The organism is Paraburkholderia sp. RHO2, assembly GCF_050955445.1.
Classification (GTDB): Bacteria; Actinomycetota; Actinomycetes; order Mycobacteriales; family Mycobacteriaceae; genus Prescottella; species Prescottella agglutinans_A.
In genome coordinates this window covers 1,600,740-1,619,772 of record NZ_CP162617.1, presented here as the reverse complement: position 1 = coordinate 1,619,772, position 19,033 = coordinate 1,600,740, and the positions used below count along the sequence as shown (strand labels likewise).

The 19,033-nt window shown below is 69.4% G+C and carries 20 protein-coding genes; 10 read left to right on the top strand and 10 right to left on the bottom strand.

Annotation, left to right across the window (positions count from 1 at the left end):
• Nucleotides 1-46 precede the first annotated feature (46 nt).
• Complete coding sequence (locus ABTV10_RS07555) at nt 47-817, top strand: IclR family transcriptional regulator domain-containing protein (protein ID WP_499033667.1); 771 nt, start codon at nt 47-49, stop codon at nt 815-817.
• A 15-nt stretch (nt 818-832) separates the two neighbouring features.
• Here ABTV10_RS07555 and ABTV10_RS07550 read toward each other — a convergent pair whose 3' ends face one another.
• Nucleotides 833-1,765: an AraC family transcriptional regulator gene (locus tag ABTV10_RS07550; protein ID WP_499033665.1), complete on the bottom strand. Its 933-nt coding sequence runs from the start codon at nt 1,763-1,765 to the stop codon at nt 833-835.
• A 194-nt stretch (nt 1,766-1,959) separates the two neighbouring features.
• Here ABTV10_RS07550 and ABTV10_RS07545 point away from each other — a divergent pair, with 194 nt between their 5' ends.
• A complete protein-coding gene (locus ABTV10_RS07545; protein ID WP_499033664.1) occupies nt 1,960-2,523 on the top strand; it encodes a flavin reductase family protein in 564 nt (187 codons plus the stop codon).
• A 19-nt stretch (nt 2,524-2,542) separates the two neighbouring features.
• Entirely contained in the window at nt 2,543-4,162 is a 1,620-nt protein-coding gene (locus tag ABTV10_RS07540; protein WP_499033662.1) for a 4-hydroxyphenylacetate 3-hydroxylase family protein, read from the top strand.
• Between the two features lie 45 nt (nt 4,163-4,207).
• On the opposite strand, the gene ABTV10_RS07535 is transcribed toward ABTV10_RS07540, so the two are convergent.
• The 6 genes from ABTV10_RS07535 to ABTV10_RS07510 form a co-directional block, all read right to left on the bottom strand.
• Entirely contained in the window at nt 4,208-4,615 is a 408-nt protein-coding gene (locus tag ABTV10_RS07535) for a hypothetical protein (RefSeq protein WP_499033660.1), read from the bottom strand.
• 55 nt (nt 4,616-4,670) lie between these two features.
• Nucleotides 4,671-4,829: a hypothetical protein gene (locus ABTV10_RS07530; protein WP_499033659.1), complete on the bottom strand. Its 159-nt coding sequence runs from the start codon at nt 4,827-4,829 to the stop codon at nt 4,671-4,673.
• An 87-nt stretch (nt 4,830-4,916) separates the two neighbouring features.
• On the bottom strand, nt 4,917-5,792 hold the full coding sequence (mshB, locus tag ABTV10_RS07525) for an N-acetyl-1-D-myo-inositol-2-amino-2-deoxy-alpha-D-glucopyranoside deacetylase (RefSeq protein ID WP_499033657.1): 876 nt from the start codon (nt 5,790-5,792) through the stop codon (nt 4,917-4,919).
• A 20-nt stretch (nt 5,793-5,812) separates the two neighbouring features.
• Nucleotides 5,813-7,615, bottom strand: a complete 1,803-nt coding sequence (locus ABTV10_RS07520) for an ABC transporter family substrate-binding protein (RefSeq protein ID WP_499033656.1) — start codon at nt 7,613-7,615, stop codon at nt 5,813-5,815.
• A 92-nt stretch (nt 7,616-7,707) separates the two neighbouring features.
• On the bottom strand, nt 7,708-9,603 hold the full coding sequence (gene typA, locus ABTV10_RS07515) for a translational GTPase TypA (protein ID WP_499033654.1): 1,896 nt from the start codon (nt 9,601-9,603) through the stop codon (nt 7,708-7,710).
• 254 nt (nt 9,604-9,857) lie between these two features.
• Nucleotides 9,858-10,985: a LuxR C-terminal-related transcriptional regulator gene (locus tag ABTV10_RS07510; protein WP_499033653.1), complete on the bottom strand. Its 1,128-nt coding sequence runs from the start codon at nt 10,983-10,985 to the stop codon at nt 9,858-9,860.
• A 113-nt stretch (nt 10,986-11,098) separates the two neighbouring features.
• Here ABTV10_RS07510 and ABTV10_RS07505 point away from each other — a divergent pair, with 113 nt between their 5' ends.
• Both ABTV10_RS07505 and ABTV10_RS07500 read left to right on the top strand, forming a co-directional pair.
• Nucleotides 11,099-12,511, top strand: coding sequence for an FAD-binding oxidoreductase (locus tag ABTV10_RS07505; RefSeq protein ID WP_499033651.1), 1,413 nt, complete (start codon nt 11,099-11,101; stop codon nt 12,509-12,511).
• A 130-nt stretch (nt 12,512-12,641) separates the two neighbouring features.
• On the top strand, nt 12,642-12,824 hold the full coding sequence (locus tag ABTV10_RS07500; RefSeq protein WP_005514508.1) for a hypothetical protein: 183 nt from the start codon (nt 12,642-12,644) through the stop codon (nt 12,822-12,824).
• 3 nt (nt 12,825-12,827) lie between these two features.
• Here ABTV10_RS07500 and ABTV10_RS07495 read toward each other — a convergent pair whose 3' ends face one another.
• Nucleotides 12,828-13,220 carry a (deoxy)nucleoside triphosphate pyrophosphohydrolase gene (locus ABTV10_RS07495; RefSeq protein WP_433611233.1) on the bottom strand — a complete coding sequence of 131 codons (393 nt, stop codon included), beginning with the start codon at nt 13,218-13,220 and terminating at the stop codon, nt 12,828-12,830.
• Nucleotides 13,221-13,253: 33 nt separating this feature from the next.
• On the opposite strand from ABTV10_RS07495, the gene ABTV10_RS07490 reads away from it, so the two are divergent.
• Nucleotides 13,254-13,544 (top strand): 4a-hydroxytetrahydrobiopterin dehydratase, encoded by a 291-nt coding sequence (locus ABTV10_RS07490; RefSeq protein WP_499033648.1) that lies wholly within the window; start codon nt 13,254-13,256, stop codon nt 13,542-13,544.
• Here ABTV10_RS07490 and ABTV10_RS07485 read toward each other — a convergent pair.
• Nucleotides 13,486-14,736 carry a mannosyltransferase gene (locus tag ABTV10_RS07485; protein ID WP_499033646.1) on the bottom strand — a complete coding sequence of 417 codons (1,251 nt, stop codon included), beginning with the start codon at nt 14,734-14,736 and terminating at the stop codon, nt 13,486-13,488. The genes ABTV10_RS07490 and ABTV10_RS07485 overlap by 59 nt on opposite strands.
• Before the next feature lie 388 nt (nt 14,737-15,124).
• On the opposite strand from ABTV10_RS07485, the gene ABTV10_RS07480 reads away from it, so the two are divergent.
• Both ABTV10_RS07480 and ABTV10_RS07475 read left to right on the top strand, forming a co-directional pair.
• Nucleotides 15,125-15,862: an Rv1157c family protein gene (locus tag ABTV10_RS07480; protein WP_433611227.1), complete on the top strand. Its 738-nt coding sequence runs from the start codon at nt 15,125-15,127 to the stop codon at nt 15,860-15,862.
• 148 nt (nt 15,863-16,010) lie between these two features.
• A complete protein-coding gene (locus ABTV10_RS07475; RefSeq protein ID WP_499033644.1) occupies nt 16,011-16,349 on the top strand; it encodes a hypothetical protein in 339 nt (112 codons plus the stop codon).
• On the opposite strand, the gene ABTV10_RS07470 is transcribed toward ABTV10_RS07475, so the two are convergent.
• On the bottom strand, nt 16,346-16,828 hold the full coding sequence (locus ABTV10_RS07470; protein WP_499033642.1) for a MarR family winged helix-turn-helix transcriptional regulator: 483 nt from the start codon (nt 16,826-16,828) through the stop codon (nt 16,346-16,348). The two genes, ABTV10_RS07475 and ABTV10_RS07470, sit on opposite strands and share 4 nt — an antisense overlap.
• A gap of 118 nt (nt 16,829-16,946) precedes the next feature.
• Between ABTV10_RS07470 and ABTV10_RS07465 the strand changes: the two genes are divergently transcribed.
• Complete coding sequence (locus ABTV10_RS07465) at nt 16,947-18,389, top strand: MFS transporter (protein ID WP_499033640.1); 1,443 nt, start codon at nt 16,947-16,949, stop codon at nt 18,387-18,389.
• A 346-nt stretch (nt 18,390-18,735) separates the two neighbouring features.
• Nucleotides 18,736-18,978, top strand: a complete 243-nt coding sequence (locus tag ABTV10_RS07460; protein ID WP_499033639.1) for a hypothetical protein — start codon at nt 18,736-18,738, stop codon at nt 18,976-18,978.
• The last annotated feature ends 55 nt before the right edge of the window (nt 18,979-19,033 follow it).

Genomic DNA, 19,033 nt, shown 5'->3' with positions numbered 1-19,033 from the left:
ACAGTCGGCGGCAGCGCCGGCACCGAAATGCCTGCGGGGAGCGCCGATGGCCCACGACGAACGCGACTACATCCAGAGCATCGAGCGGGGCTTCGCCGTGCTGCTGGCATTCGACGAGCACGACCCCGAGCCGTCGCTGGCGGAACTGGCGGCCAAGACCGAACTCTCGCGACCAGCGGTCCGCCGCATCCTGCTGACCCTCCAGCGACTCGGCTACGTGAGCGCGAACGGCAGCCGCTGGTCGCTCACCCCCCGGGTGCTGAGCATCGGCCAGCACTACTCGGCATCGCACGGCCTGGCGGACGCCGCGATGCCCCGCCTCGTCGAGCTGTCCGAACGCACCGGCGAGTCGGCATCGCTCGGCGTGCTCGACGACACCCAGGTGGTGTACGCAGCGCGCGTGCCGGTGCGACGGATCATGAGCATCAACGTGTCCGTCGGCACCCGAGTGCCGGCCTACGCCACGTCGATGGGCCGAGCCCTGCTCGCGTGGGCGCCACCGGAGACCGTCGACCGACTGATCGCGGCCACCCGGTTCGACAAGCTGGCGTCGGCGACCGTCGCCACGCCCGACGACCTGCGCGCCGAGCTGGCCCGGGTGCGCGACCAGGGGTACGCGCTGACCGCAGCCGAACTCGAGGAAGGCCTGATCTCGCTTGCCGCCCCCGTTCGCGACGCGTCGGGAGCGGTCGTCGCGGTGACCGCGTGTTCCACCTCGTCCGGACGCAGCACGCCCGAACAGTTCCGCGACACGGCGGCGCCGCACGTCGTCGCGGCCGCGGACGCACTCAGCGCGGATCTGGGCCACCGTGGATGAAGGTGCGCGGGCCCGTCAGGAACGCAGCGTTGCCGACGGGGCGCACCCGTACTTACGCCGGTAGGCCGCCGCGAACCGCCCGGTGTGGGTGATTCCCCAGCGCAGGGCGACGTCGGTCACCGAGGTGACCGAGGGGTCGCCCGCCGTCAGGTCGTCGTGGATCCGTGCGAGCCGGACGTCCAGCAGGTAGTCCCGGGGGCACACGCCCAGATACTCGCGGAAGCCCTCCTGCAGCCGCCGCACACTCACTCCCGCGACGTCGGCCATGTCGCTCGCGGACCACGCCAGCGACGGGTCCTCGTCGATCCGGTCGAGGACCCGCTTGACGATCCGGGGCCGCGGCGCCGCGGTGGGCTCGTCGGGCATCGCCGCCAGCACGAACGCGCTGGTGATGGCGCCCGACAGCTGTTCGGCGACGACCGGCGCCTGCCACAGCCCCTCACCGCCCCGCACCTGCTGGACGATCGAGTTCAGCAACCCCATCCAGTCCCGCCCGGCCGCCGTCGACAGATCCACCTGATCGGGCAGCCGGCGATCGGGACGCCCGAGGACACGCGCGATTTCGCGGTGCAGATACTCGCGATCTATCCTGACGCCCACGATCTCGCAGTCCTCGGTCCACCGCGTGATGGCGGCCGGGGTGTCCGGCCGGAACACCGACGCCGCCCCCACACCCGAGACCACCGCGGCGCCGGCACTCACCGATTCGATCCGACCGGAGAGCGGAATGTTCACCGCATATCCGCCGGGATGCTCGGTGTCCACGGAAACCTCTGCTCCCCAACCGATCCGAGCCAGGCGCAAGGGGCCGATCCGGGTCGCCCGCAGGTTCAGGTGCGGCTCCGAACCCGCCGACAGCGGCGACAGGTCGTGCGGAAAGTACGCATCGGAGACCACGTTCTCCGCCGCGCCCCAATCACCTGGATCGGCGGTCCCGTTCATACCCATCGCCTCGCACCTTCCCGCCCCGTCCAATTCGGGACTTCGGCCCCAGTGTGATCGGGAACACCTCCCCTGGCAACAACGCACCGTCGAACCGACCGCGCATTCCGGATAGCGGGGCCGCTCAGCGGATAGCCCACCCGAATCCGATCGACCTATGGTCTCCGTCACAGTCAACGACCACCGACAAGGAGCCCGACATGGATTCGCGTCGACTGCGAAACATATTCGGACAGTTCGCAAGTGGGGTCACCGTCATCACCTGCGCCAAGCAGGACGGCACTCCCCACGGCGCCACGGTGACGGCCTTCACCGCAGTCTCGCTCGAACCGCGACTGTGCCAGGTCACGCTGACCCGCACATCCAAGGCGTGCTCGTTCCTGTCCGGCGCACCGTTCGCGGTCAACATCCTCGCCGCGGACCAGACCGACGTCGCACTGCACTTCGCCGGTCGCCCGCAGTCGCCCGAACCGGTGTGGGTCCAGGGGCCCACCGCCCCGGTGCTGGCCGGCAGCGCCGCCACCCTGTCGTGCGTGCCCTGGCGGGAGTACGACGGCGGCGACCACGTGATCTTCATCGGCGAGATCGTCGACGCCCAGTGTCGCGACACCGACCCATTGCTGTTCTACCGCAGCACGTTCCACGATCTCGGCGCGCCGAGCGCGAACGCGGCCTGGAACGGCTCGATGGACGATCCGCATCGCGGCTGGTTCGACGCCACCGCCACGTTCATGCCCATGCACCTGTCCGGTGCAACCAACTGACCCCCACGCAGGAGAGACGATGACCACCACCGAACCCCGTCCCACCGTCGATGATGTCGACCGCTCGAAGGTCAACGTCGCCGCGGATTCCGAGGCCAATCGCACCGCCAACTTCGCGACGCGCCCGATGACCGGCGACGAGTACATCGAGTCCATCAAGGACGGGCGCGAGATCTACCTGCACGGGGAGAAGGTGAAGGAGTTCTGGAACCACCCCGCGTTCCGCAACTCCATCCGGATGACCGCGCGGCTGTACGACGCCCTGCACACCGGCGAGCATGTCGACACGCTCACCTGCCCCACCGACACCGGCAACGGCGGCGTCACCATGCCGTTCTTCAAGACCCCCAAGTCGTCCGACGACCTGCTGAAGGAACGGGACGCCATCGCCACCTGGGCACGCATGACGTACGGCTGGATGGGCCGCTCCCCCGACTACAAGGCCAGCTTCCTCGGCACCCTCGCCGCCAACAGCGAGCTGTACGCGCCGTTCCAGGACAACGCGAAGCGCTGGTACCGGGAGTCGCAGGAGAAGGTCCTGTACTGGAACCACGCGATCATCAACCCACCGGTGGACCGGCAACTGCCGCCCGATCAGGTCGGCGACGTGTTCATGAAGGTCGAGAAGGAGACCGACGCCGGGCTGATCGTGTCCGGCGCGAAGGTGGTGGCGACCGGCTCGGCGATCACCAACTACAACTTCATCGCGCACTACGGCCTGCCGATCAAGAAGAAGGAGTACGCGCTGATCTGCACGGTGCCGATGGACGCACCGGGCATCAAGCTCATCTCGCGCGCCTCGTACTCGCAGAACGCCGCGGTCGTCGGCTCGCCGTTCGACTACCCGCTGTCGAGCCGGATGGACGAGAACGACGCCATCTTCATCTTCGACAAGGTGCTGGTGCCGTGGGAGAACGTCTTCATGTACGGCGACGTCGAGAAGATCAACGCCTTCTTCCCCCAGTCCGGCTTCCTGCCGCGGTTCACGTTCCAGGGCTGCACCCGGCTCGCGGTCAAGCTCGACTTCATCGCCGGACTGCTGATGAAGGCCCTGGACTGCACCGGCGCCGGCGGCTTCCGCGGCGTGCAGACCCGGGTCGGCGAGGTGATCGGCTGGCGCAACCTGTTCTGGTCCCTGAGCGAATCGATGGCCCGCGACCCGGAGCAGTGGATCGGCGACACCGTCATCCCGAAGCTCGAGTACGGCCTCACCTACCGGATGTTCATGATCCAGGGCTACCCGCGGATCAAGGAGATCATCGAGCAGGACGTCGCGTCCGGGCTCATCTACCTGCCGTCCAGCGCCGCGGACTTCAAGAATCCCGACGTGCGCCCGTACCTGGACAAGTACGTGCGCGGCAGCGACGGCATCACCGCCGTCGAACGGGTGAAGGTGATGAAGGCACTGTGGGATTCGATCGGCTCCGAGTTCGGCGGCCGCCACGAACTCTACGAACGCAACTACTCGGGCAACCACGAGAACGTCAAGGCCGAGTTGCTGTTCGCGGCCGAGAATCGCGGCGGCGTCTCGGCGATGAAGGGCCTGGCCGAACAGTTCATGAGCGAGTACGACCTCGACGGCTGGACCGTTCCCGACCTGATCGGCAACGACGACGTGACCGCGTTCTACCGCACGTAGCGCCGTCCGAGGCCGTGCGCGGGCGGGACCCTCGCCCGCGCACGGTCAGCTCTGGGCCTTTGCGACCAACGACTCGAGACGCACCCGGAACAGGTACAACCCCGCCGGCAGCAACGCCGCGACGAACAGCAGCAGGGTCCGCCAGTCCTCGAAGACGAGCAGATCGCCACCCGGTCCGCCGATGACGCACAGGCCGAAGCCGAACAGCCACCCGAAGAGCGGCAACGCGGCGCCCAGCGCCCGATCGGTGAACTTGCGGGCCCCCAGCACCAACAGCAGGTTGACCACCGCGGCCACCAGGATCGACAACGGGAACGGAGTAGTCCCGATGTACGCGGGCAGGAACAGCACCGACAGGACCGCGCACAGAAACCCGTCGAACGTGAGCAGCGCCAGTGTCGTGCGGGACTCGGCGGGGGTCGGCATGTCGGCGACGAGGCTCGGGGCTGTCATACCCTCGATCGTCCCCCGTGACCGCGCGGCCCGCGACAGTGGGGTCGACTCGAGATCACGGCACCGGCGGATACCCGAGCATCGTCAGCAGTTCGCTCTGATGGTCCGCGAACGAATACAGCGAGCCGTAATAGAGATCGCGATAGAACTGCGACATCGGCCGCAGGCTGTCCACGAACGCGACGATCGCGTTCTGCACGTCCCAGTTGTACATGCGCCGGACCCTCCCGATCGACAACCCGAGACGCCGACGATCGGACCCCCACGATCCGTGGCGTAGGTCACAGCATACGGGGACCGGTCAGGAAATCCCGCCGAAGAGGTCCCGCTCGCGACCGTGCTCGTCGACCGGACCGGCCTGTCCCCGGACCAGCACGAAGTGTTCCTCGGTGAGGATCGGCTGGATCACGTCGTTCGACAGCGCGAACTCCGTCGCCGACGGCGCCACAGTCACCTGCGTCTCGTGGGCCCGCAACGCAGCGAGTTTCGCGTCCATCACGCCCGAGACGTCCACTGCGGCGGTCACCGAGGCGTCCGGCACGCTCGGCAGCTCGTCCGGTCCCGGCCGTCGCCATCCGGCGGGGACGGCGTCGATCGCCGCGACACCGCTCTCGAGCGCCCCGCGCTCGGTCACCGTCCAGTAGAACTTCGCGACATCCCACGGGGCACCCGCGTCGGGGAACGCGTCGGTGCCGGCGGCCTCGACCGCCGCCGTCGTGAACCGGTGGGCCTGAACGTGATCCGGGTGTCCGTATCCCCCGACGGGGTCGTACGTCACGACCACGTGGGGGCGCAGTTCGCGGATCACCGCCACCAGTGCCCCCACCGCCTCGTCCGGGTCGGCGTTGACGAACGCGCGCGGATTGCGCGCCGATGGTGTCCCCGCCATCCCGGAGTCGCGCCAGCGGCCGGCGCCGCCGAGGAACCGGGGCGCCGCGGCACCCAGGGCCCGCAGTGCCCGGGTCAGTTCGAGGATCCGGTAGCCGCCCAACTGGTCGGCGCGGTCGGCGACCAGACCGGCCCACCGATCGCCGATCACCTCCCCCTCCTCGCCGAGGGTGCAGGTGAGCACCGTGACCGCCGCGCCGTCCGCCGCGCACCGGGCGATGGCGCCGCCGGTGGTCAGCGTCTCGTCGTCGGGATGCGCGTGCACGAACAGGATCCGTCGACCGCTCACCACGGCTGGTTCACCTCTACTCACTTCGACGTCCGGGTCCACACGGCGGCATCCGCGAAGATCCCGACCTGCACCGGGCCGGTCAACGCGACGCCCTCCACCCCGGGTCCCGCCGCGACCACGGTGTTGTCCTGCAGCACCGGCAGCGTCACCGCCAGATCCCACAGCCGCGGCTCGGCGTCCGCGATCACCCGGGCCGTGTCGGCCCGACCGCGCAACGCCTCGTCGATCGCGGGCTGCAGCGTCGGATCGCACAGGCCCGACAGGTTGCTCGGGGCACGTCGCGACGGCGCGACATCGGGTGTCGCCGACAACTCCGCCGACGGCTCGGGGGTCGCGACCGGCAGCGTCGAGGGCAGGCACCCGAAGCGGGAGGCGAGCGAGGTCGCCGGATCCGAGCCGGCCCGCTCCCAGCCGACGAGGGCGTCGACGTCGCCGGACGCCAGCGCGTCACCGTAGAGGTCCTCGGCCCGCAGCGCCCGGACGGACGCCGCGATCCCGGCGCCGCGCCACTGATCCGCCACGGTGTTCGCGACGGCGATCGCGGTGTCGTCGTTCTCGGGAGCGCCGATCACCATCGTCAGCTGCTCGTCACCGCGCATCATCCGGCCCCGCGTCAGGGTCTCCGGATCGACGTCCTCGGTGACGTTCGGAACGAGCTGGTATCCGGCGGCGGCCAGCAGCCCGGACGCCTGCTCGCGGGTCGGCTGCGGCGGCGCGGTCGGCGCGTAGCCGGGGTCGGACGGGGCCAGCACCTGCGCGCGCGCCGGTGTCGCCGACGATTCGCTGCCCGCGCCGACGGTGGCGAGCAGGTTGGGGTCGACCAGCCCGAGCAGGCCCTTGCGCACCTGCGCATCGACCAGCTCGGGGACACGACCGTTGAGGGTCATCGACAGCACCCGCGGCTGCAGCTCGGTGCCCGTGCGCACGTCGGGGATCACCGACAACTGCGCCAGCGTCGCGGCGCCGCCGTGCACACGCGCGACCTGCGCGTCGCCCGAACGCATGGAATCGGCCAGCTGCGCCGGTGACCCGCCGCGGCGCATCATGATCTGGTCGGGTTTGGCCGGGGTGTCCCAGAACCGGTCGTTGCGCTCGAGCAGGATCTCGTCCCGGCCGCGATCGACCGACTTGATGTGGAACCGTCCGCCCGATACCGGGATGTTGTCGACCAGGCCACGCGCGAAACCGCCCGGCGAGTCCTTCACCAGGTGCGACGGCAGCAGATCGGTGAACAGTTCCCGCCACGCCGGATACGGCGCCGACAGCTTCACGGTCACGGTCTTGCCGCCGCCGGACGATTCGACGTCCTCGATCAGCCCGTAGCCGGCGGGGTCGACGACGCCGGGCTGGCTGATCATCTGCTGCCACAGGTACCGGAAGTCCTCGGCCGCGATCGGCGCACCGTCGGACCACTGCGCCTCGTTGCGGAGCTGGTAGGTGATCGACGACGGCGCCTCGGGTGTCGGCGGATTCACCGTCGCCGACACGAGCACCGACGGATCGAGCACCCAGTCGGTGACGCCCGGCCGTGCCGGGTCGAGCACCGGGCGGAACGGGCTGGGCAGCACCAGCGCGCTCACCGCGGAGTTCGCCGGCGACTGGTCGGCGAGCAGGTGCGGGTTGAACCCGATGCCCACGTCGTCGATCGCGACGACGACGGTGTTCTTGGTGGGCACCGCCGTCGTGGGCTTGGGGCTGTCGGTGCTCTCGACCGGCGGCGGCGGGTTGGCGGTGCAGGCGGTGGCGGTCAACACCACGCCGACCGCGACGGCCCCGACGACAAGTCGACCCGTCACCCCCACCCTCGAGTGCAGCGCCACTACCGGTCCTCCCCTCCGCGAGCGGCTCTCACAGCCGTGCGCGTTGCGCGAGGGTTCAGCCTCGCACAACGCGCACGGAACGCGTCACGCACTTACAGTGCGGCCTTGTCACGCGACTTCGCGCGCGAACGCTCGCGCGCGCGGTCGGTCTGCGACAGGTGCAGCTTGCGCACGCGGACGACCTCGGGAGTGACCTCGACGCACTCGTCGCCGGCGCAGAACTCCATCGCCGCCTCGAGCGTCAGCTCGATCGGCTTCGCGAGCGTCTCCGTGGCGTCGGCGGTCGCCGAACGCATATTGGTGAGCTTCTTCTCCTTGGTGACATTGATGTCGAGGTCCTCGGCGCGCGGGTTGATGCCCACGACCATGCCCTCGTAGGTGTCCGAGCCCGGCTCCACGAAGAACGTGCCGCGGTCGGCGAGCTGGATCATCGCGAACGGGGTCACCGAGCCGGTGCGGTCGGAGACCAGCGAGCCGGTGTGGCGGGCGCGGATCTCGCCGGCCCACGGGCCGTAGCCGTGCGAGACGGCGTTGGCGATGCCGGTGCCGCGGGTCTCGGTGAGGAAGTCGGTGCGGAAACCGATCAGGCCACGCGACGGGACGATGAACTCCATCCGAACCCAGCCGGTGCCGTGGTTCGTCATCTGGACCATCTTGCCCTTGCGGTTGGCCAGCAGCTGGGTGATCGCGCCGAGGTGCTCCTCGGGGGTGTCGATCGTCAGCTCCTCGAAGGGCTCGTGCAGCTTGCCGTCGACCTGCTTGGTGACGACCTGCGGCTTGCCGACCGTGAGCTCGAAGCCCTCACGACGCATCTGCTCGACGAGGATGGCCAGCGCCAGCTCGCCGCGGCCCTGCACCTCCCACGCGTCGGGGCGACCGATATCGAGGACGCGCAGCGACACGTTGCCGATGAGCTCCGAGTCCAGGCGGCTCTTGACCATGCGCGCGGTCAGCTTGTGGCCCTTGACGCGACCCACGAGCGGCGACGTGTTGGTGCCGATGACGACGGAGATCGCGGGCTCGTCGACGGTGATCGTCGGCAGCGCGACCGGGTTCTCGATGTCTGCGAGAGTGTCACCGATCATGATCTCGGGGATACCCGCGACGGCGACGATGTCACCGGCGACGGCGACCTCGCCCGGCTCGCGGTTGACGCCGACCGTCTTGAGCAGCTCGGTGATCTTGACGTTCTTGACGCCGTCCGCGTGCATCCACGCGACGTTCTGACCCTTGCGCAGCTCGCCGTTGTGGATGCGGACCAGCGCGAGGCGACCGAGGAAGTCGGAGGCGTCGAGGTTGGTGACGTGCGCCTGCAGCGGCGCGGACGAATCGCCCTTGGGGGCCGGCACGTGCTCCATGAGGACGTCGAACAGCACGTCGAGGTTCTCGGTGTCCGGGGCCTGGCCGTCCTCGGGACGGTTCATCGACGCCTTGCCCTCGCGGCCCGACGCGTACAGGACCGGCAGGTCGAGCAGCGCCTCGGCGGCCGCCGCGGCCTCGTCGTCGAGGTCGGACGCCAGGTCCAGGAGGAGGTCCTGCGCCTCGGTGACGACCTCCTCGATGCGGGCGTCGGGGCGGTCCGTCTTGTTCACGACGATGATGACCGGCAGCGACGCGGCGAGCGCCTTGCGCAGGACGAAACGGGTCTGCGGCAGCGGGCCCTCGGACGCGTCGACGAGCAGGACGACGCCGTCGACCATCGACAGGCCGCGCTCGACCTCGCCGCCGAAGTCGGCGTGACCGGGGGTGTCGATGACGTTGATGACGGTGACGGTGCCGTCCTGGTTGTGGCGATGAACAGCGGTGTTCTTCGCGAGGATGGTGATGCCCTTCTCGCGTTCGAGGTCACCGGAGTCCATGACGCGGTCGACCAGCTCGGCCCGCTCGGCGAAGGCGCCGGACTGGCGCAGCATGGCGTCGACGAGGGTGGTCTTGCCATGGTCGACGTGCGCGACGATGGCGACGTTACGGAAGTTGGTGGTGCTCACGCGGGGCGTTCTCCTGGCTGCTGACGGGGCCACGCGAGGTAGGTGTCGCACGGCATCTGGGCTGCCGCTGCGCGCATGCGTGATTCCCATTCGCGATCCCAGGGCACCGAACGTCGCGCGAGTGATCACGACATTTGTGCCGACGAAGGGATTGCGGCCAGCGAATACCCTACCCGCCCGCACCGCCCGTTCCCGCATCGCGGGCCGAGATCACACGCCCTGACCTGGGAATAGTGATCTGCACCACTACGCCGTCAGGCGTCCTGCGTGAACCACCCGGACGGCGACAGCCCCCCTCCGATCCGGGGCGCGTAGTGATCGAAGAACACCTTCGACGTCAGCTCGCGGCGGCTCGACACCCCGGCCTTGTCGAACACCACCTTGAGGTGGTCCTGGACCGTATACGGCGACAGGTGCAGCTTCTTGCCGATCTCCGCGGTGGTCGCCCCCTGCAGCACGTGCGCGACGACGTCGCGCTCGCGTCCGGTGAGCCCGAACGCCGCCACGACGAGGGGCACGACGTCGGGCGCCCCGGCCTTCTCGACGGTCACCGCGACCTGCGACGAGCCCTCCCCGCGGCTGCTCAGCGGCGACGCGTGGATGGTCAGCCATTCGCCGGTGAGCGAGCGCACCCGCAACCGCGGCACCGACCCGGTCCGGCCGGCCTCGAGGGCCCGCGCCGCCGTCACGATCGACACGATCGACGGCGGTAGCTCGCCCCACAGGTCGCCGCCGAGTTCGTTCATCTGCCGTTCGGCCGCCCCGGTCGCCTGCAGCACCGAGCCGACTCCGTCGAACACGATCACGACCGGCCCGTCGGCGCCGGACTCGAACTCGACCGGGCCGCCGGCGGCGGCCGCGACCAGTCCGGCGCGTACCCCCACTGCGAGCGTCGTCGACAGGCCGTCGAGGAAGTCGGCCTCGGCGGGGCTGAAGCCGCTGCTGCCGGCGCTGCGGTAGATCGCGAGTCCGCCCCACGCCTGTCCGCCGCAGCGCAGCATCAACCGCAGCTCGTGCCCCAGCCCGAAGCGGGGCTCGAACAGGTCTCGGAACCGGGAGCTGCGCCGCGGGTCGCCGCCGGTCTCCTCGTGGAGGATGCTGACCCCGACCTCACGCTTGGCGAGGTCCGAGAAGAGACTGACGTCGTCCTGGACGTACTCGTGGTGCATGAACTCCGCTTCGCACGGCTCCGGCAGACCGGTCTTCACCGACCCGGTGACCAGGGCCGTGGTCGGATCGATGGTCCCGAAGCACGCGGAGTCGAACGGCACGGCCTTCGTGAGCACCATGAGCGCCTGCTCGCCGAATTCCGTCCACGGCAATCCCGCGCGGGCCAGAGCGCTCACCCGATCCCGGGCAGATCCTGCCTGGTAGGTACTCATTCCAGAAGTCTGACCGATCGGTCTGGTCTTGTGAACCCCCAGAAGTCTGGGGTCCTCGAAACCCCACGCCGAGGGATACCGGCCACCGCTGCGCCCGGGCGACGCTTCCGGCCATGACATACACACCGATCCACCCCGACACCGCCTGCCCGGCTGTCCGCCTCGATGCCGGCACCTGGAACGGTCTCACCGCCGACCTGGACGGCCGGCTCCACCTGCCCGACAGCCCCGACTGGTCCACCGCCACGCAGGCCTGGAACCTGAGCATCGCCCAGCGCCCCGCCGCGGTGGTGACCGCCGCGAACACGGCCGACGTCGTCAAGACCGTGCGTTTCGCGGCGGCGCACCGCATCCGCGTGTCCGCGCAGCCGAGCGGCCACGGCGCCACCCGGGCCCTCGACGACACGATCCTGATCCGGACCGCGGCGCTCGACGACATCTGGATCGACACCGCCGCACGAACCGCCCGCGTCGGGGCGGGCGTCAAGTGGGGTGCGCTGCAGTCGGCGCTGGACGGCACCGGGCTGACCGGGCTCGTCGGCTCCAATCCGGACGTCTCCGTCGTCGGCTTCTGCCTGGGCGGTGGCCTGTCGTGGCTCACGCGCCCATTCGGCCCGGGCTCGGGATCGCTTTCCGCGGTCGAACTAGTCGACGCGCAGGGCGTGCACCGCTGGGTGAGCGACGACGAGTCGCCCGAACTGATGTGGGCGCTGCGGGGCGGTGGCGGGGAGTTCGGCATCGTCACCGCCGTCGAGATCGACCTGTTCCCGGCGCCCGAGATCACCGGCGGGCGGCTCGTGTTCCCGGCCGCGCAAGCCACGTCGGTGCTCCGCGCGGTCACCGCGGTGACCGCGAGTGCGCCGGCGGAGCTGACGGTGTGGACGTCGATCATGCACTTCCCGCCCATCCCGGACCTGCCCGAGGAGATCCGGGGACAGTCGTTCTGCTGCGTCGACACGGTGCTGCTCGGCTCGCCGGGCGACCTCGCCGCGCACCTGGCCCCGATCCGGGCGGCGGGAACGGTCCTGCGCGACACCGTCCGCCCGCTGCAGCCGGGTGACCTGGGCGGGGTGTGCGAAGAACCGGTCGACCCGTCCCCGGGGACTCATTCCTCGATGATGCTGGGCACGCTCGACGACGCGGTCGTCGACCTCGTCGTGAACCGGGTCGGCACCCCGGGGACGACACCGCTGACGCAGGTGCAGTTCCGACACCTCGGCGCAGCGGCACTGGCCGGTCGGGACGGCGCGGTGAATCTGCGCCGGTGCGGTGCCGAGTTCGCGGTGACGGCCATCGCGATCGCCCCCGTCCCCGAACTGCTCGACGCGGCGGCCGCAGCCATGACGGCCCTGTGGCACGACCTCGCGCCGTGGGCGGCGGGTCCGACCCTGCCGACGCTGCTGGGCCCGAACGAGTCGCCGAAACGCGCGTACGACGCGCCGACGCTGGCGGCGCTGCGCCGCCTCAAGCAGGCCGTCGACCCGTCGTACGTGGTGCGCGGCAACTACCCGGTGCACGGACGCTGACGAACGTCCGACCGCCAGGTGGCCCGGAGCCGACTCCGGGCCACCTGGGCCCCGACGTCGAATGAGGGTACGCTAACTCCGTGCGGCGACGATCCGGGCGCCGCACTCGGGAGGAAGGCCGGTCGCGCGCATGGGCAAGGGAAAGGTGAAGGCCAGCAAGGTCTCTGGTCTCAAGCCCAAGAAGAAGTGCTGCCGGAAGAAGACGCGCTGCCTCAAGTGCCCCGTCGTGATCATGCGCATGAAGAAGCTCGAGAACGAGGGCGCGACCAAGAAGGAACTCAAGAAGGGCCTGAAGAAGGCCCGCGCCGCCTGAGGGTCACTCGCCGAGCAGCGCCACCAGTTCCGGCAGCCAGCCGCGATCGTTGTCGACGAGGTCGATCTCGCGCAGTTCCCGCGCGTCGACCCAGCACAGCGCCGCGTGGTCGAGCGCCTCGGGTGTGCCACTGACGAGTTCGGCGCGGTACGCGCGCAGCACCAATCCGTCGCGCAGCGGCACGTCGGCCCCGATCCGCTCGCCCGCGATCGCCTCGACGCCCAGTTCCTCACGCAGTTCCCGGCGCACCGCCTCGGCCGGCGACTCGTCGGGTTCGACCTTGCCGCCGGGCAACTCCCACAGACCGGCCAATTCCACCGGCCGCGTGCGCTGCGCCAGCAGCAGACGCCCGTCCCGGATCACCGCGGCCGCGACCACCTCGCGTTCCCGGATCATTGCGGTCCCCTCGCCATCGCACCATCATGAGGTATGGCCGAGTTGCTGTCCGACACCGAGATCGACACTGCACTCTCGAATCTTCCGCACTGGAGCCGCGACGGCGCCGCACTGACGCGGACCGTCAAGTCGGCGACCTTCCCGGACGCAATCACCCTGGTAGACCGGGTCGCGGAGGTCGCAGAGTCGATGAACCACCACCCCGACATCGACATCCGCTGGCGCACGGTCACGTATTCGCTCTCGACGCACTCCCTCGGCGGGATCACGAAATTCGATCTCGAGCTGGCTCGACAGATCGACGAACTGGCCGAGTCGGCGTAGCCGCGTGGCGGCGGCCGGCGTATCCGATCCACAGGAAGACGACCAGCGCACCTGCCACGTTCACCGTCCCCGCCCACGCGAGTGCGCCGGCGCGGGAGATCGACTCGCCCTCGAACTGCTGGAGTACCCAGGGCACGCCGATCACCGTGACGGCGAGCCAGCACCCCGCGACGATCCGGGTGCCGAGGAGTTCCCGGTACGGGCCGTAGACCAGCCAGATCAGCATCGGCAGCACCCACACCCAGTGGTGGACCCAGGAGATCGGCGAGATCAGCAGCCCGAACAACTGCACCAGTACCAGCGTGCCCAGCCGGTCGTCGCGGGCGAGCGCACTCCACGCGAAGAAGGCGAGCGCGGCCGACACCACGACCGCCGCGATCCACACCGGACCGGAGCCCACATCGTGGCCCGCGAGACGGCTCAGCGCGCCGCGCAACGACTGGTTCCACGCCGAGCCGACGGGACCGATCCGGTCGGCGTCGCCGAACTTGGAGGAGAAGTAGTCACGCGCCTGCGCGCTGATCACGAGGTAACTCACGCCCACGGTTCCCGCGAAGGCCACCGCCGAGAACACGGCGGCGCGCCACCGGCGTTGCGCGAGGAAGTACAGCCCCGTCACGGCGGGGGTGAGCTTGATGCCGGCGAGGATGCCGACGATGCCGCCGGACACCCACCAGCGGGTGCTCCGGACCGCGAACATCGCGCCGAGCACGAGGAACACGTTGACCTGGCCGTAGTCGAGCGTCGTGCGCACCGGTTCGGTCCACACCCCGACGGCGGTCCACAACATCGCGACGTACTGCCAGTGGCGCTCGCGGGCGGTCTCGCCGAGCAGCAGCTCGAGGCTGATCCGGATCACCCAGAACAGCGCGAGGACGGTACCGAGCTGCCAGCAGAAGCCGACCAGCCCGAACGGCAGGTAGTGCAGCGGCAGGAACACCAGTGCGGCGAACGGCGGATAGGTGAACGGGAGCGGGAAGTCGGGGGTCTCCTCCGAGTAGGTGAACCCGTAGAGATCGCCCCGCAGCAGCGCCGCCGAACCGTCGACGTAGACGTGCAGGTCGACGAAGTTGGTGCCATTCGGCGTGAGGACGGTCCACAGCAGCCTCGCCAGCACCGACACGGCGAGCACGAGCGGCGCCCACCGGACGAGCCCGCGGTACGCCCCGAGGGCGCGTGGAAGCTGAGTCACTGGTCGACGCTCTCCCTGATCGGTGTGCTGGCTGGAAGCACCCAGTGTGGCGCAGCGGCGGGAAGGACCAGGTGTCGCGTCAGCCTAACCCGATGGGAACGGCGGCCGAAAATACCTTGCTCATCCGTAACAGTTGCATCAACAACCACTTTCTCCCCATATGTCACGCGATATTGTCACCAGGCGATGGCAGTCATGTCACAGCTTGCATAGACTTCTCCGCGACGCAGGTCACGAATGGGTCGTACGGACAAGTCTGTACACATCGGGGGTCGGTCCCTAGAGTGACCCGCGACCGGGACGGACTCAGCGTCCGCCCGGGAGACCGACGCTGCACCGCCGGCGGCTGAACGACAAGGATGGGGAAACCGTGATTCGTAACCGAGGAATGCGACGAGCAATCACCGCGTGTGCAGTTGCGGCCGCCGCCGCGCTCGCCGTCCCGGCCACCGCGGCCGCACAGCCGGCGCCTCCCGGCATCCCCGAGGGCGTCTCGATCGACGCGCTGGCGTCCCTGGCCCCGGCCATCCTCGGCGCTGCCGCGGCCCCGGCCGAGCTCCACGACGTCGACGCCAAGGCCGATCTGCTGGCCCAGGCCCGCGCCCTGCTCGAGGGGGCGAACCTGCCGCCGGAGCTCAAGTCCACGCTCGAGCGCGTCATCACCTTCCTGGACGGCAGCGGCGGCGGCGGACCGGAGATCCCGCAGGACGGTCCCGTCATCGCGCAGTTCCTCTACCCGACCGTCGGTAAGGGCTGCATCGCGCCGTCGAGCGATTCCGTCGGCACCGCGCTCGCCGTTCCCGGCCCGGCTCACCTGCCCCCGCCCGGTCCGGGCGCCGGCCAGGCCGGTTTCGTCTTCACCGCGCTCGGCACCGCGAAGGCGGCCCCGAACCAGGGCATGACGGTCACCTGGATCAACGTCGACAACGGTCGTCGGGAGACGCAGAACCTCACCACCGAGGCGCGCATCAACCCGGACGGTCCGGCCACCCTGTCGGCGATCGCGAATACCGGCCCCGGCCGCGTCCTCGCGGTCATCTCGGGCGATCTGACCACCGAGCCCGAGGGTGCCGCACCGATCACGTGCAACTTCCTGCCGACCGTCGGAATGTTCACGGTCGCGTAACTCCCCCGCTCTCGCACCGCCCTGCCTCGACCGCCACCGGTCGCGGCAGGGCGTTCGTGTTCGCGGGGACAATCGCCACCCGACGGTGGAGGGAACGACGCTCGGCTCTTCCGCTTTCACGGCCCGGTCGTTCGTGGTAGACCGAGGAATGGCCGACTCCAAGCAGTCCATCCGTTCCCGGAACTCGCGGCGGTCCATCCTGTCGATCCGCTCGGAGGGGTCGATCCTGTCGATCGGCAGCGTCGGGTCGATCCTCTCGATCGGCAGCGTCGGATCGGTGCTGTCCATCGGCTCGATCGGCTCGGCGGGCTCGGCGCTGTCGTCGCTGTCGTTCGCGAGCGTCGGCTCGGCCCTGTCGGGGTTGTCGCGGTGGTCGCTGCTGTCGTGGCGCGCGGTCGGTCACGCCCCGGACCAGCGGCCGCCCCTCGTGGTCGTGCCGGACGAGCCCGACCTCGTCGAGTCACCGACCCGGCACGTGCAGTCCTAGTTCCCGTCGGGGCGCCGATCCTCGAAGGGCCGCGGCCAGGGCCGGCCCTCGAGGCGCTCCACGTCGGTATTGAATCGGGTCAGCACGTCCCGCAGCTCGCGAACGTCCTGGACCGACCAGTCGTCGAGAACGCTGTGGATCCCACGACAGTTGAGCTCCCGGTCCTCGCGTAACTGTTCGAGGCCCTTCGCCGTGGGCTGGATCTTGCGCGCCACCCCGCCGGCGGGGTCGGCCAGACGTGCGACGAATCCGTGGCGCAGCAGGGCGCCCACCTGCCGGTTGACGGTGGAAATGTCCAATCGGAACGCTTCTGACAGTTCCTTGAGGCTCATCGGAGGTTCCAGCTCGAGGCGGGCCAGGATCAAGTACGCCGACCGGTCGAGTTTCTGCCCGCCGCGCTGACGCGCGAGCGCGTGGTACCGCGACAGCAGCGTCAATTCGTATTCGATCTCGCTCAACACCCGGTCCGCGTCGGACACGCACTCGCCCTTCCTCGCCTTGTCGCCAGAATTGTCCGCTTTGTGCATCGTGCACACGCTGTGTACCGTACACACTCTTGCGATTTCGGTCTTCTAGCTTTCTTTCGAGGAGTATCCCTTGGCCTCATCCGTCGCGTCTGCGTCGACGGCCCCCGCAGAAACCCGATCCGGCGGCGGCGCCATCGTCGCGATCCTGGGCTTCTGCGGCATCGTCGTCTCCCTGATGCAGACCCTCGTGGTGCCGATCATTCCGCAGTTGCCGCACCTGATCTCCGCCTCGCCCGCGGACGCCTCGTGGGCCGTCACCGCGACACTTCTCGCCGCCGCGGTCGTCACCCCGATCAGCGGCCGGCTCGGTGACATGTATGGGAAAAAGCGCATCCTGGTCGCGAGCCTGCTGCTCGTCGTCCTCGGGTCGGTGGTCTGCGCCTTCGCGAACTCCCTGATCCCGCTCATCGTCGGTCGTGCGCTGCAGGGCGCCTCCGTGGGCGTCATCCCTCTCGGCATCAGCATCCTGCGCGACGAGCTGCCCCCACGGAAGGTGGCCGGCGCAATGGCCGTCGTCAGCGCGACGCTCGGCGTCGGCGGTGCGATCGGCCTGCCGGTCGCGGCCGCGGTCGCGCAGGTCGCGGATTGGCACGTGCTCTTCTGGATGTCCGCCGGACTGGGTCTGGCCTGCATGGCGCTCGCGATCGTCATGATCCCGGAGTCGCCGGTCCGCACCCCGGGACGTTTCGACTTCGTCGGTGCGGTCGGCCTCAGCGCGGCCCTGATCCTCTTCCTGCTCCCGATCACGAAGGGCGGCACGTGGGGTTGGAGCGATCCGCTCACCCTGGGCCTGCTCGCGGCGTCGGCCGTGGTGTTCGTCGCGTGGGGGTTCATCCAGCTGCGGACCGCGCGACCGTTGGTGGACCTGCGGGTGTCGGCGCGCCCGAACGTGCTGTTCACGAACCTGGCGTCGATTGCCATCGGGTTCAGCATGTACGGGAACTCGCTGACACTCCCCCAGTTGCTGATGGCACCGGAGTCCACCGGCTACGGGCTGGGGCTGTCGATGATCACGGCCGGTATCGCACTGGCCCCCGGCGGCCTGGTGATGATGGCGCTGTCACCGGTTTCCGCGAAGATCTCCGCGTGGCGCGGGCCGCGGTTCACCCTCATGGTGGGCTCGATCGTGGTCGGCCTCGGCTACCTGTTCGTGTACTTCCTGTCCTCGTCGGTGTGGATGATCGTGGTCGGCGGCATGATCATCGGCGCGGGCGTGGGTCTGAGCTACTCGTCGATGCCCGCGCTCATCATCGGCGCCGTTCCGGTGTCCGAGACCGCGGCCGCCAACGGCCTGAACTCGCTGATGCGGTCGATCGGAACCTCCAGCGCTGCAGCGGTGATCAGCGTCGTGCTGGCCAGCATGACGGTCACTCTCGGCACGGCCACGATTCCCTCGTTCGACGCGTTCCGTGCCACCTTCGTCATCGCTATCGTGGCGGCGATCGTCGCGCTCGTGTTCGCCTTCCTGATCCCGAAGGCGAAGCCCGCGGCCGCCGGCGGGCAGTCGGCCTGACGAGCGCCGTCGAGACAACGAAGGCCCACACCGGCAATCCGGTGTGGACCTTCGCTTCGTGCGGTCTTTACGGGTTCGGAGTCGTCGGAGCCTGACCACCACCGGACGATCCGCCGGACGATCCCACCCACAGGTTTGCGGCGATCGAGTACAGCAGGTTGATGAGGAAATCCACGAGACCCTCCACGTAGTAGCAGCATTCGGACCGTTGACGCTATCCGAACCGGTCCGTCGGTCGGACCCGTACCGGGCATATCGCAGGTCCGCCCGACTCCGTTTCGCCACCTATCCGGTGCGGTAGCGTTGAACCCGCATCGTGTAGTCACTCCAGACGGGAGTCACGACCATGAGCAAAGAGAAGTGGTGGGTGCTGGCGGGGCCCGACAGCGGTTGGTCCCTCGAGCAGCGGCCGAACGGCGACCACGTGGTCGTCAACCGTGCCACGTCCGAGGAACACGTGCTCGCCGGATACCAGTGGATGCACGTCAAGCACGACGACGCCGAAACCGGAACTCCCGCACACGCACTCAAGGTGCTCGGTGAGGGCCCGCCACCGTTCGGTCAGTGGACGGAACTTCACGGAACCTGACAGCGCACCCCATTCGGGGCAAAAACTGAAACACGTTCCAGCCGTGCGTTAGGTT

What these genes read in the sequence shown, in the direction of transcription:
- ABTV10_RS07555 (WP_499033667.1), top strand. Translation starts at nt 47, where the DNA reads ATGGCCCACGACGAACGCGACTACATCCAGAGCATCGAGCGGGGCTTC.
- ABTV10_RS07550 (WP_499033665.1), bottom strand. Translation starts at nt 1,765, where the DNA reads ATGGGTATGAACGGGACCGCCGATCCAGGTGATTGGGGCGCGGCGGAG.
- ABTV10_RS07545 (WP_499033664.1), top strand. Translation starts at nt 1,960, where the DNA reads ATGGATTCGCGTCGACTGCGAAACATATTCGGACAGTTCGCAAGTGGG.
- ABTV10_RS07540 (WP_499033662.1), top strand. Translation starts at nt 2,543, where the DNA reads ATGACCACCACCGAACCCCGTCCCACCGTCGATGATGTCGACCGCTCG.
- ABTV10_RS07535 (WP_499033660.1), bottom strand. Translation starts at nt 4,615, where the DNA reads ATGACAGCCCCGAGCCTCGTCGCCGACATGCCGACCCCCGCCGAGTCC.
- ABTV10_RS07530 (WP_499033659.1), bottom strand. Translation starts at nt 4,829, where the DNA reads ATGTACAACTGGGACGTGCAGAACGCGATCGTCGCGTTCGTGGACAGC.
- ABTV10_RS07510 (WP_499033653.1), bottom strand. Translation starts at nt 10,985, where the DNA reads ATGAGTACCTACCAGGCAGGATCTGCCCGGGATCGGGTGAGCGCTCTG.
- ABTV10_RS07505 (WP_499033651.1), top strand. Translation starts at nt 11,099, where the DNA reads ATGACATACACACCGATCCACCCCGACACCGCCTGCCCGGCTGTCCGC.
- ABTV10_RS07500 (WP_005514508.1), top strand. Translation starts at nt 12,642, where the DNA reads ATGGGCAAGGGAAAGGTGAAGGCCAGCAAGGTCTCTGGTCTCAAGCCC.
- ABTV10_RS07495 (WP_433611233.1), bottom strand. Translation starts at nt 13,220, where the DNA reads ATGATCCGGGAACGCGAGGTGGTCGCGGCCGCGGTGATCCGGGACGGG.
- ABTV10_RS07490 (WP_499033648.1), top strand. Translation starts at nt 13,254, where the DNA reads ATGGCCGAGTTGCTGTCCGACACCGAGATCGACACTGCACTCTCGAAT.
- ABTV10_RS07480 (WP_433611227.1), top strand. Translation starts at nt 15,125, where the DNA reads ATGCGACGAGCAATCACCGCGTGTGCAGTTGCGGCCGCCGCCGCGCTC.
- ABTV10_RS07475 (WP_499033644.1), top strand. Translation starts at nt 16,011, where the DNA reads ATGGCCGACTCCAAGCAGTCCATCCGTTCCCGGAACTCGCGGCGGTCC.
- ABTV10_RS07460 (WP_499033639.1), top strand. Translation starts at nt 18,736, where the DNA reads ATGAGCAAAGAGAAGTGGTGGGTGCTGGCGGGGCCCGACAGCGGTTGG.